Origin of the sequence: Anaerococcus obesiensis ph10 (assembly GCF_000311745.1) — a bacterium.
Taxonomy (GTDB): Bacteria; Bacillota; Clostridia; order Tissierellales; family Peptoniphilaceae; genus Anaerococcus; species Anaerococcus vaginalis.
Genome location: NZ_HE978533.1, coordinates 65,142 through 77,608, shown reverse-complemented (window position 1 = coordinate 77,608; position 12,467 = coordinate 65,142). Strand labels below are relative to the sequence as shown.

Annotated in this window: 9 protein-coding genes and 1 CRISPR repeat array; of the genes, 6 read left to right on the top strand and 3 right to left on the bottom strand. The window is 26.9% G+C overall.

Annotation, left to right across the window (positions count from 1 at the left end; genetic code table 11):
• From cas5b to HGAG_RS09590, 6 genes are all read left to right on the top strand, one after another.
• Complete coding sequence (gene cas5b / locus HGAG_RS09615) at window positions 1-738, top strand: type I-B CRISPR-associated protein Cas5b (protein ID WP_019118942.1); 738 nt, start codon at window positions 1-3, stop codon at window positions 736-738.
• Window positions 728-3,250 carry a CRISPR-associated helicase/endonuclease Cas3 gene (locus tag HGAG_RS09610; protein ID WP_019118941.1) on the top strand — a complete coding sequence of 841 codons (2,523 nt, stop codon included), beginning with the start codon at window positions 728-730 and terminating at the stop codon, window positions 3,248-3,250. Before cas5b ends, HGAG_RS09610 begins: the two co-directional genes overlap by 11 nt.
• Window positions 3,247-3,732, top strand: coding sequence for a CRISPR-associated protein Cas4 (cas4, locus tag HGAG_RS09605; protein ID WP_019118940.1), 486 nt, complete (start codon window positions 3,247-3,249; stop codon window positions 3,730-3,732). The genes HGAG_RS09610 and cas4 overlap by 4 nt, the downstream gene beginning before the upstream one ends.
• A gap of 8 nt (window positions 3,733-3,740) precedes the next feature.
• Window positions 3,741-4,739, top strand: coding sequence for a type I-B CRISPR-associated endonuclease Cas1b (gene cas1b, locus HGAG_RS09600; protein WP_019118939.1), 999 nt, complete (start codon window positions 3,741-3,743; stop codon window positions 4,737-4,739).
• Window positions 4,739-5,020, top strand: coding sequence for a CRISPR-associated endonuclease Cas2 (cas2, locus tag HGAG_RS09595; protein ID WP_019118938.1), 282 nt, complete (start codon window positions 4,739-4,741; stop codon window positions 5,018-5,020). Before cas1b ends, cas2 begins: the two co-directional genes overlap by 1 nt.
• Before the next feature lie 134 nt (window positions 5,021-5,154).
• Window positions 5,155-7,835: a CRISPR direct-repeat array (repeat unit 30 nt; unit sequence GTTGATTGATAACATTTGATGTATTGAAAT).
• Window positions 7,836-7,910: 75 nt separating this feature from the next.
• On the top strand, window positions 7,911-8,423 hold the full coding sequence (locus HGAG_RS09590; protein WP_019118937.1) for a nitroreductase family protein: 513 nt from the start codon (window positions 7,911-7,913) through the stop codon (window positions 8,421-8,423).
• A 702-nt stretch (window positions 8,424-9,125) separates the two neighbouring features.
• Here the strand turns inward: HGAG_RS09590 and HGAG_RS09585 are convergent.
• Genes HGAG_RS09585 through HGAG_RS09575 form a run of 3 tightly spaced genes read right to left on the bottom strand, consistent with a single transcriptional unit; the run spans window position 9,126 to window position 12,463 of the window.
• Window positions 9,126-10,028, bottom strand: coding sequence for a phosphotriesterase family protein (locus HGAG_RS09585; protein ID WP_019118936.1), 903 nt, complete (start codon window positions 10,026-10,028; stop codon window positions 9,126-9,128).
• A gap of 1 nt (window position 10,029) precedes the next feature.
• Window positions 10,030-11,178: a galactonate dehydratase gene (gene dgoD / locus HGAG_RS09580; protein WP_019118935.1), complete on the bottom strand. Its 1,149-nt coding sequence runs from the start codon at window positions 11,176-11,178 to the stop codon at window positions 10,030-10,032.
• A 4-nt stretch (window positions 11,179-11,182) separates the two neighbouring features.
• A complete protein-coding gene (locus HGAG_RS09575; RefSeq protein WP_019118934.1) occupies window positions 11,183-12,463 on the bottom strand; it encodes a PTS galactitol transporter subunit IIC in 1,281 nt (426 codons plus the stop codon).
• Window positions 12,464-12,467 lie beyond the last annotated feature (4 nt).

Here is a 12,467-nt window from a genome sequence, read left to right as displayed (position 1 = left end):
ATGAAAGCTTTGAGATTTAGATTAAGTGGGAAAACAGGTTTTTTCAAACAGCCAGATGTAAATACTTATCTATATTATACTTATGGACAAATTCACAGAGTTGCCCTTCTAGGACTTTTGGGAGCAATTGTTGGGTACAAAGGATATAACGAAAAAGGCAGGGAAAAATATCCTGAGTTTTATAAAAAATTAAAAGATCTTAAAATTTCTATAGTTTCAGAGGGAAATGATGGGATTTTTGATAAAAAGTTGCAAATATTTAATAATTCTACAGCTTTTGCATCGAATGAAGAAGGTGGAAATCTAATAGTAAAACAAGTTTGGCTAGAAAATCCTTCATGGCTAATTTATATTTTATTAGATAGTGACCAAAGTGAAATGATAAAAGAATATATTTTAAATAAAAAAACAATTTTTACTCCTTATCTTGGAACAAATGATCACATGGCAAATATTAGTGATTGTGAAATTGTTGATATAGAAAAAAGTGATAAAAATATTATAAATTCCATTTTTTGGGATGAAGATTTTAAACTAAGGCTAAAAAGTAAGATTTATAAATATGAAGAAAATCTTCCGTTTTTCTTAGAAGAAGACACCGAAAGATATATAAGAAAAAAAACATTAGCAAGTAATGGAGAAGTTAGAAAAAAATCAGATAAAAATGTCATATTTAAAGATTTAGATAATAATTTAAAACTTGTCTTTTACAGTGAAGAAGGAATTTATGAAACTTGATTTTATAGTTAAAAATTCTGACAATTATCTAGCCCATATTGATGGAGTTGGAGATAGTAAAGAAAAATTACAAGATCACATAAATAAAACTTTTAAATATTATAAAAAAATTCTAGAAGAAAAAAACTTGGGGAAAGTCTTTGAAAGATTTTTCCTAAGTATTTTCGATGAAAAGGAAGGATATACATATTTTAAAGATTTAATAGATTCAGTAATTTTGTTTCACGATTTGGGAAAGATAAATTCTAGATTTCAAAGAAATAAATTAAAAAACTTTGAAATAGACCTTACAGATTTGGGGATAGAAGGTCAACATTCTATACTTTCATCATTTATTTACCTTTATATTTTTGTTGGAAAAACTAGAAACTTAAAAATTGATGATAAATTAAAAGAAAAATTATATTATCTTATTTTTTTAAATGCCTTTGTAATTTCAAGACATCATAGTGATTTATCAGACTTTTCATATTCAATTCATAATTTTTTTGATTTATTTATTGATGAAACAAGTAAATTTTACAAAACTTTAAAATATTTAAAGAAAGATGAAAACATAAAAGAAGAATTTTTTGATGATTTTGAAGAAATTTCAAATGATATTATGGATTTAATCTATGATTTTGATATGGATTCTTCTTATAAAGATTTCAAAAAATCAAAATCAAAAGAAATATACATCTACACAAGACTAATCTACTCTATTTTAGTTTCATCTGACTTTTATGCTACAACTGATTATATGAATGGATATAAGACAAAGCTTCCAAAAATTGACCAAAATGACCTTATTAAAATATATAATAATTCGAAACTTATAAAAAATATTAGAAAAAGCCAAAAAAGCAAGTCTTATGAGAAAAAAGAAAATATAAATGATCTTAGGACAAAAATTTTTCTAAATGCAGAAAAAAATTTAGAAAAGGAAAGTGATAAGAATATATTTTTCCTAGAAGCTCCTACAGGTTCTGGCAAATCTAATACTGCTATGAATTTATCTTTCAAATTATTAAATGATCAGATTAATAAAATAATCTATGCCTATCCATTTAATACCTTGGTGGAGCAAAATAAAAATACCCTCTTAAAATATTATAAAAAAACCAGTATTGAAGAAAAAATTTCAATTATAAATTCAATAACTCCAATTGGAAAAAGTGACAATGATGATTTTATGAGAGATTGGGATTATTATATAAAATCTTTATTGGATAGACAGTTTCTCCACTCTCCATTTATCATCACATCAAATGTAGGGCTGTTTAATACGCTTTTTTCAAACAAAAGAAAAAATATATTTGGTCTTTATCAAATTACAAATTCTGTCATTGTTTTGGATGAAATTCAAGCTTATAGAGAAGATTTGTGGAATGAAATTATAGAAATGTTGGAAATTTATGCAAAGATTTTTAATTTAAAAATAATTATAATGTCAGCAACTCTTCCTGACTTATCAGCTTTATTAAATGATGATAAAAAGAAAAATATAGGAAAATTAATTAAAAATCCAAGAGAAATTTTTGATGAGCCTTTATTTAAAAATAGGGTCAAAATAAACTATGATTTGTTAGATTTGGGAAAGATTGACTATGATCATCTTTTAAAACACATGAAAGAAAATATAGGAAACCATCAAAAAATATTGGTTGAATTTATTAGAAAAAAAGATGCGGAAAATTTCTTTAAAATTTTAAATGAGGAGGAATTTTTTAACCAATATAATATTTTGATTTTAACAGGCGATGATAATTTGAGAAGAAAGTCTCAAGTTATCAGACAGATAAGTGGAGAAGTTATTAAAAAAACCATATTAATTGCGAGTCAGGTCGTAGAAGCAGGTATTGATATTGACATGGATATTGGTTACAAAGATATATCTATGCTTGAAAATGAAGAACAATTTTTGGGAAGAATTGGAAGATCGGCTTTAAAAAATGATGCTGTAGCATATTTTTTTGATATGGCAGATGAAAAGAAAATTTATAAAAATGCCCAAGATATTTTGACATTAAGAAATAAGGATAGAAGAAAAGATCTTGAAACAAAAGATTTTTCTAGATATTTTGCCTTAAAATTACAAAAAGCAAAAAATGATAGGGATGAATATGCCTATATAAATTTTGGAAAAGACCTTATTAAATTAAATTTTGAAAAAATATCCAAACACATGGAATTAATTGATGATAATAGGCAAATGATTGAATTATTTTTAAATAGAAATTTAAGGATAAATGGAAAAGAAATAAATGGATTTGAAATTTGGGATCAATACGTAAACCTTATTGAAAATAAAGATATGAATTATAGTGAAAAAATTGTAAAACTTTCAGAAAAGAAAGCTCAAATGTCAGATTTTCTATATAGAATTACAAAAAGAGATTTTGTAAAATATATTGGAAAAGCAAATGATATAATAGGAAATCTTGTTTATATAGAAGATGGGGAAAAATATATTTACAATGAAAGATTAAACTATAAAAATGAAAATGATGAATTTGAGGACATAATATGAATGGAACAATAATAAATTATTATTTTCATTGCAAAAGGCAGTGTTATTTATTTGCAAATAAATTGAATTTCGAAGATAACAGTGAACTTGTAAAAATAGGAAAAGAAATCCACCTAAATAAAAGCAAAAACAAGAAAAATTCTGAGATAAAAATAGACAATATAGTAGTTGATAAAATTACAGATAAATATTTAGTAGAAATAAAAAAGTCAGATGCAGACAAAGAAGCTGCTAGATGGCAGCTTTACTATTATCTTTATATATTGAAGAAAAAAGGAATAGTCAAAAAAGGAAAATTAGAATTTGTTGAAAACAATAAAGGTAAAAAAATAGAATATTTGGACTTAGATGATAAAAAAGAAAAAGAACTAGAAAAATTACTTAAAGAAATAGAAGAATTTATTTCAAAAGAAAAAATCCCAAAATTCAAAAAAATTAAGGGATGTACCAAATGTGCCTATTATGAATATTGCAAAATCTAGGTGGGAATATGGGAAAAACAAAATATCTTTTAACAGATGGACAAATAAAAAGAAAAGACAATTCCTTGTGCTATAGAGTAAATGGAAAAAATGTTTATATACCAATAGAAAGCATAAGAGAGCTTTACATACTAAGTGAGACTACAATAAATACAAAATTATTAGATTTTCTTGCAAGTAAGCATATAGTCCTACATTTTTTTAATTATTATGGAAACTATTCAGGAACATTTTATCCAAGGGAAAAATATATAAGTGGAAAACTTTTAGTCAAACAAGTAGAAGCATACAATAAAAAAAGGATAGAAATAGCTAAAAAAATTGTAGGAGCAATAGGGAAAAATATCTACCAAGTTCTTTATCATTACTATAAACATGATAAAAAAGAAGTTAAAACTTTCCTTGATTATCTAAAAAATGAAATTCCGAATGAGCTTGAAAAATCAAATAACATAAAACAAGTTTTATATATAGAAGGAAAAATTTGGCAAGGATTTTACGATTCTTTCAAATATTTTCTAAATGAAGATTTTATTTTGAATAAAAGAGTAAGAAGACCTCCTGATAATCCAATAAATGCCCTAATATCATTTGGAAACTCACTTTTATACACAAAAACTATAACAGCAATCTACAGGACTCACTTAAATCAAGCCATAAGTTATTTACACGAACCAAGTGAATCAAGATTTTCTCTTTCCCTAGATATGAGTGAAGCTTTCAAGCCTATAATAGTATTTAAAACAATATTTGATTTGGTAAATAATAGAAAAATTAGAGTAGAAGATCATTTTTTAAAAGAGCAAAATTATTGTATTTTAAATGATGAAGGTAAGAAAATATTTATAGCAGCTTTTGAAAAAAGAATAGAAACAAAATTTAAAAATGAAAAATTAAAAAGAAATGTGAGCTATCAAACACAAATAAAACTAGATTGCTATAAATTAATAAAATATATACTAGAAGACAAAGAATTCGAACCTTATTTATTAGAAAGGAAATATTGATGGGGAAAAATTACAATTATGTATTTCTATTCTATGATGTTGGAGAAAAAAGAGTAAATAAAGTCTTTAAAATTTGCAAAAAATATTTAACTCACCACCAAAATTCAGTATTTAGAGGAGAAATAAGCCCGTCAAAAATTATTGCTCTAAAAAGAGAAATTGAAAAAACAATAAAAAAAGAAGAAGACTTTGTAACAATAATAAAAATGTACAACAAAGAATCCTTTGAAGAAGAAACTATAGGAAAATACAAATCATTAGAAGAAGATTTGATCTTATAACTCCCAGCAAAATTATAAAAAACTCTAAAAATAAACAAAGTAAAAAAATTGGATTAGCTGGTAAAAAAAATGAAAATATTGTAAAAAGGGTATATTTAAGGTGTAAGAGTAAAATAATTGTGTATTTTACGTTGGTTGATTGATAACATTTGATGTATTGAAATAGAAAAAATTTTAGAAGATATTACTAAAAATGATGATACAGTTGATTGATAACATTTGATGTATTGAAATGTTAAAGTACATTCTCCTTTTTGTGGTACTAAATCCACCGTTGATTGATAACATTTGATGTATTGAAATAGGTCTTTACAATCCTCAGTCGTTCTATTATCTAAAAGTTGATTGATAACATTTGATGTATTGAAATCTGTTTAGAGGTGCTTTTTTAGTGGAGATTTTGACGTTGATTGATAACATTTGATGTATTGAAATAACGAGTGAATCAGCCTTGGGTTATTCTTGGTCAGGGTTGATTGATAACATTTGATGTATTGAAATAGTAAAAGTGTAAAATCTTTAATCTTTTTAAGCTCAGTTGATTGATAACATTTGATGTATTGAAATAACATATTTTTTTGTTGATATTTTAATTTATTCCAGAGTTGATTGATAACATTTGATGTATTGAAATAGAACGCATATAATCATATTACTAGATAAGTCTTCTGTTGATTGATAACATTTGATGTATTGAAATCAAAAGAAGTAATAGCGGGTGCTTGGGGCGTAGGTAGTTGATTGATAACATTTGATGTATTGAAATTAAACAGAATCAGAATAACCAAGTAATGTTTTATGTGTTGATTGATAACATTTGATGTATTGAAATTTCTTAATTTGACTAGACTCATCTAGCAAAAGAGGTTGATTGATAACATTTGATGTATTGAAATCTGAAGTTTTGGTAAGTGGATTGTCTTTTAAAGATTGTTGATTGATAACATTTGATGTATTGAAATAGATGGTTATGATATTAATACTTTTAATCATGCTGCATTTGTTGATTGATAACATTTGATGTATTGAAATAGGATTACATTATTGGCTTACGGCTTATACTTTTACGTTGATTGATAACATTTGATGTATTGAAATTTAAGACCATACCAAACAGTAATAGCAATAAAAGTAGTTGATTGATAACATTTGATGTATTGAAATCTATTATATGTAACTTCCAATTTGCGAATATATCCGTTGATTGATAACATTTGATGTATTGAAATTAGCTTTAAACAAGTCTTTAAGTCCTGGACAATTTCAGTTGATTGATAACATTTGATGTATTGAAATAACAAATCGCCCCTATAATCCAAAGAAAAATCTTGGTTGATTGATAACATTTGATGTATTGAAATCAAGATACTATTGCTTTAAATAAATCTTTAAGTGCGTTGATTGATAACATTTGATGTATTGAAATTTTAATCGCAAAACATCTTTCAAACTATAATCGCTGGTTGATTGATAACATTTGATGTATTGAAATATCTTAAACATTCTCCTAGTATAAAGATAATAGCCTGTTGATTGATAACATTTGATGTATTGAAATATTAATACTCAATTTTAAGCAGATGTTAAAGTTTTAAACAGTTGATTGATAACATTTGATGTATTGAAATAAAGTTGATGCGTTAATAAAATCATCCATATAAATGTTGATTGATAACATTTGATGTATTGAAATTATGTTGAATATACAAGGTATTGTTGACGGTTTTTTGTTGATTGATAACATTTGATGTATTGAAATAGTAGTAATCTTGGAACAAAGACAGGCGCTTTCAATGTTGATTGATAACATTTGATGTATTGAAATACGTAATAGCCTTCTTTCTTGTATTTCCTGGTAAGCGTTGATTGATAACATTTGATGTATTGAAATAATAATTCTTTTGCTTTTTTATTGCATAATTCAGAAGTTGATTGATAACATTTGATGTATTGAAATTTTGACACGAGCAAAGTTACTAATATGAGTAGTATGGTTGATTGATAACATTTGATGTATTGAAATAATGATTTGTAGTAGATTTTTAGCTGCATTTTTGCCGTTGATTGATAACATTTGATGTATTGAAATCTTTTTGGTAAATAAAATCCAGAATGTTTAAAATTAGTTGATTGATAACATTCGATGTATTGAAATTACACAATTAAAAATTTTTCCATTGGAGTATATAAGCGTTGATTGATAACATTTGATGTATTGAAATTATATTTACCAGACTTTGTGTCTTTAAAGTTTAAATGTTGATTGATAACATTTGATGTATTGAAATTCAAGAACAAGAAGACACTGATTTTCTTGTCCATTTGTTGATTGATAACATTTGATGTATTGAAATAAGTAGATAATATAGATTTGAAAAATAATATTATAAAGTTGATTGATAACATTTGATGTATTGAAATTAATCTGCTAGGGTTAAATCTTTTGCTTTTTCAATGTTGATTGATAACATTTGATGTATTGAAATCCAATAGTTGTCCAAGCCGTGCTTACTCCAGTTTTAGTTGATTGATAACATTTGATGTATTGAAATAGAAGTTTCAATTCCTTGTATCTCCTAGCCTCTTTCTGTTGATTGATAACATTTGATGTATTGAAATTTTAACTGCCCTTTTATAAGACCAAGACTAGAATTAGTTGATTGATAATATTTGATGTATTGAAATGTACAAGACCACCTTTTAGCAAGTTCTTTAATAGGGTTGATTGATAACATTTGATGTATTGAAATAAATGAAGTCGAACAAACAACTGTTAAAAGAGTTAGTTGATTGATAACATTAGATGTATTGAAGTGTGAACTTTTCACTATATAGTTAAATTAAATATATGATATTGTATATTACTTGAAATTTTATTAAAGGAGGTATTATGAATTTTATTGAACTTGTGAAGAATCGTTATTCTTGTAAAAATTTTAGTGATAAAAAAGTTGAAAAGGAGAAGCTTGATATTATTCTTGAAGCGGGCAGGCTTGCACCTACTGCTAAGAACAATCAGATTCAAAGAATTTACGTTGCAAAATCAAATGATGCTCTTATAAAAATTGATGAGCTTACTCCTTGTAGGTATAATGCTCCTCTTGTTTTGCTTGTAGCTTTTGATGAGAGTGAGGCTTTTGTTTATCCGGGAGGAAAATATAATACTGGTGTTGAAGATGCTACGATTGTTGCAAGTCACATGGTTTTGGCAGCTTCAAGCCTTGATGTTGATTCTTGTTGGGTAAATCTTTTTGATCCTGATAAGGCTAGCGAAGAATTTTCTTTGCCTAAAAATGAAAAAATTGTTGCAATGATTGATTTGGGCTATGCGAATGATGGAGTTAAGCCTTTAGAAAATCATTATAAACGCAAAAATATTGATGAAACTGTAAAATTTATTTAGGAAAAATTAAAATATATTTTGATTTTAAAATCTATTTTTGCTAATTATAAAAGCTTTTGCTGAATTTTATAGTTAGATAATAAACAATAAAATTCTTAAAAATCATTAATAGAAATTAATAAGTTTCTATTAATAAATGTCATAGCTCTAAAATTAGAGAAATTTTTGTAAATAGAAGATGTTATTTTTGATATTGCAATAAAAGTAATTATATAATTGGGAAGGTAACATAAAAATAAAATTTATACATTCTAAATAATACAATAAAATGATTTTGGAGCATTCTTCTTACTATTAATAATTTCTTTTAAATTATCTAAATGTAATTTAAAAAAGATTAGAAACTACCTTTTTTCAAAAAGTGACATCAATAATATATATCCATTAAATTTATAAATTAATGTCAAAAAATTCTTACCAGAAACAAGTTTATCAGCAGACTTAATGCAATTTAAGATGTCAATTAGAATATCAGTCATAGTATTTATTACAGTAGATAATTTAAAACATGTTTTAATATATTATAGCTGAATCTAAAGTATATACATGAATGATTAGGATATTTTAATGCAGATTTTAGAATATAATATAGTTACATTATCAATAAAATTTATTATATATTTAAAAATAAAAGTGTAACACTTACAAATATCAAACTATTATTTTTGTAAGTGTTACACTTGTTAGCAAATTCAAGACATTTTACCATTCTAAAAATCTTTTAGGATTTTCTATTAAGATTTTATCAAATGATTTTTCGTCAATTTCTTTTATAAAATTTTCTCTAAAGTCCGTTAGAATATAGTCCAAACCGGGTTTTCCATTGTAAGAATTTAAATATTTTTTTCTACCCATGTCTCCCGATATATTAATTTTATCAATATATCCAGCTTGTATTAACTTTGAAAGTATTTTTATTTTATTAAAATCTTCATAAAGTGGATCTCTTCCCACATGGTCAAAGCTGATTGAGGCTCCCGTTTTAACTATTTCCAAAATATAGGCATAATCCATTGTTAAATCAACATGGCTTAAACATACTTTTTTCAAATCAACTCCAAATTTTTCTAATAATTGGATTTGTTGAATACCCATAGTTCCTTTATCACAATGTGTAATAAATGGAATTTTGGTATCTCTGTGGACTTTTGCTTCGATTTCTATAATTCTTTTTTCTTTGGCAGTTATCTTATTATTACTTGTTCCAAATTTCATTGCAACTGGTAAGAGATTTTTTTCTGTGACACCTTCTAAAATTTCTCTTTTTAAAAAAATATATATATCGTCATCCGTCATTTTATCAAGCCATTTTGGCATGAATTCTTCTTTATGAAATCCGGTTACAAACATAAGATTAACAGATGTTTTTTTAGCTATATTAAAAAGTGCAATAGGATTTCTTCCATAGTTTATTGGAGTTAAATCAACAATACTTCTGCCATTGGATTTTTTGAAAAAATCTAATTCTTCAATCATTTTATCAGGGTTATCTAAGGTATAATCGTAATAATCAAATAATTCATTTGGCTTTACATATATGTGTTCATGGATTAGGGTGTTACCTAAATTTTTTCCGTCAATTTTTCCCCTTACTGTTCTAATCATTTTACCATTCCGCTATAGTTCCGTCATAGTGTTTCCATGAAGGATTGGTCCAAACTAAACCTTCTTTTGCAATCTCATCTAAATAGTCTTCGTCAATTTCAATTCCTAGACCACTTTTTTTAGGAATATCAACAAAACCGTCTTTAAATTCAAATATTTCTTTATTTTTAACAAAATCAAGAAGGTCAAAACCTTTATTATAGTGGATTCCTAAACTTTGCTCTTGTATAAATACGTTAGGTGTACATGAATCCACTTGCAAAGTTGCAGCAAGTGCTATAGGACCATACGGAGCGTGTGGAGCAACTGCCATATCGTAAGCTTCAGCCATGGCAGCAATCTTTCTAAGCTCTAATATGCCACCACATAAGGCAACATCAGGTTGAATAATATCAATGGCTTTTTGCTCGAATATTTTTTTGAATGCCCACCTTGTATATTCCCTTTCACCAGTAGCAAGAGGAGTGGAAACAAGATTTGATATGGTTTTGTAATACTCATAATTTTCAGGAAGAACTACCTCTTCTAAAAACATTGGATGGAATTGTTCAAGCTCTTTTGCAAGAACCTTTGCCATAGGTTTATGAACTCTTCCGTGAAAATCTATACCAATATTGATTTTATTTCCAAAATTTTCCCTTAATATGCTTACTCTTTCGATAACACTATCGACTTTTTCTATAGTATCTATATAGTGTAATTCTTCGGTAGCATTCATTTTTATAGAATCGAAACCTCTGTTAATTCTATCTTGAGCTTGTTCTAATACTCCTGATGGTCTATCTCCGCCAATCCATGAGTAAACTTTAATTTTATCTCTAGCAACACCTCCGAGCAATTCATAAACAGGGACATTTAAAGCCTTACCTTTAATATCCCATAGAGCCATTTCGAATCCTGAAACTATAGTTGCATTTATAGGTCCACCTCTGAAAAAAGATCTGTGCATTTGTTGAAAGAGTCTTTCAATCTCAAAAGGATTTCTACCTATTAGAACTCTTTTGCCAATTTCATAAGCACCAGCTACAACTGTTTCAGTTTTTGTTCCGGAGATTAATTCTCCCCAACCTGAAATACCTTCATCAGTAATTATTTTTACAAATATCCATCTAGGTTTTACTTTGTATACTTTTATATCTGTTATTTTCATATTTTTATCCTATAATACCACCTAATAATCCAAAAATTTTAGAAATAATAAATCCTAAAATATGAGTTCCAGCATCTTCTGTTGTTACTAAATCCATTCCATTAGGAAGAACAAATCCACCTTGAACAGATAATTGTGTATGAATTGGTGCAAGTGAAGTTGCTATTAACAATACACAAATTGTAATAACTGTTGTTGATAAAACACCTCTAAAAATATTTCCTTTTGAAAATGCTACAGGCCATGCAGCTAACCACATTGCTTGGTAAGCTATATCTGCAACAGGAAGTAATTTATTACCTGGCAATACTGCAGCTAAAACTAAAGTAATAGGAACCATTATTATACCTACAGCTATAGCGCTAGAGTTTGCAACTGTCAAAGCAGCATCAATACCCATTGTAAATTGATTTCCAGGAAACTTTTTATTAAGTAATTCTTTTATAGATTCAGCAAAAGGTAGCAAACCTTCCATTAAAACTCTCATCATTACAGGAGTAAGAACCATAGTTGCTGCTGTAGCCATACCAAGTATTAAAATTGTTGATATATTTTCTTTTGCCAAGATTCCTATTAGCATTCCAAATATTAGTCCCATAAACATAGGCTCACCGACAAAACCAAATTTTTCTTGAACTTTGCCAGGGTTAGCATTAATTTTATTTAATCCAGGAATAAGATCCCATAGTTTATTTAATCCGTAAGCTATAGGTGCCCAACCAACTGAATTAGCTGTTGGGAAATTTACACCTTCCATACCGAAATAATCCTCAACTAATGGTGTGGTCCAATCAGCAAGTTTAAAAGTTATTATTGCATCAATTGCTCCAGCTAAAAGAGCCAAAAATACATTTTGATTTGTAACAAAATATGTTATTGCTGCTGTAAAGATAAAGTGGTTATAAGACCAAAAGTCTACCATTACAGTTTTTGTTTTTTTAGTAATAAGCATTAATATATTAATTCCGATTACAATAAATACAACAACTGCAGCTAAAGGGAAAGCCCATGTTGCAGCTGCTCTTGCAGGCCAGCCTACATCTAAAATACTTGCTTGAATGCCCCAATTTTCTACCATTTTTTGAACTGCAGGACTTACTTGTTGGATAAACCAGTTAATAACTATATTAACTCCTGCAAAACCTATTCCTGTCATTAGAGCAGACTTAATCAGAATTTTTATTTTGACTCTAAATATTAGACCTATTATAAAAATTATTATAGGCATCATTACCATTGGACCGAGAGATGCTATCCAATTTAATCCATCTACTATAATTTGCATAAAA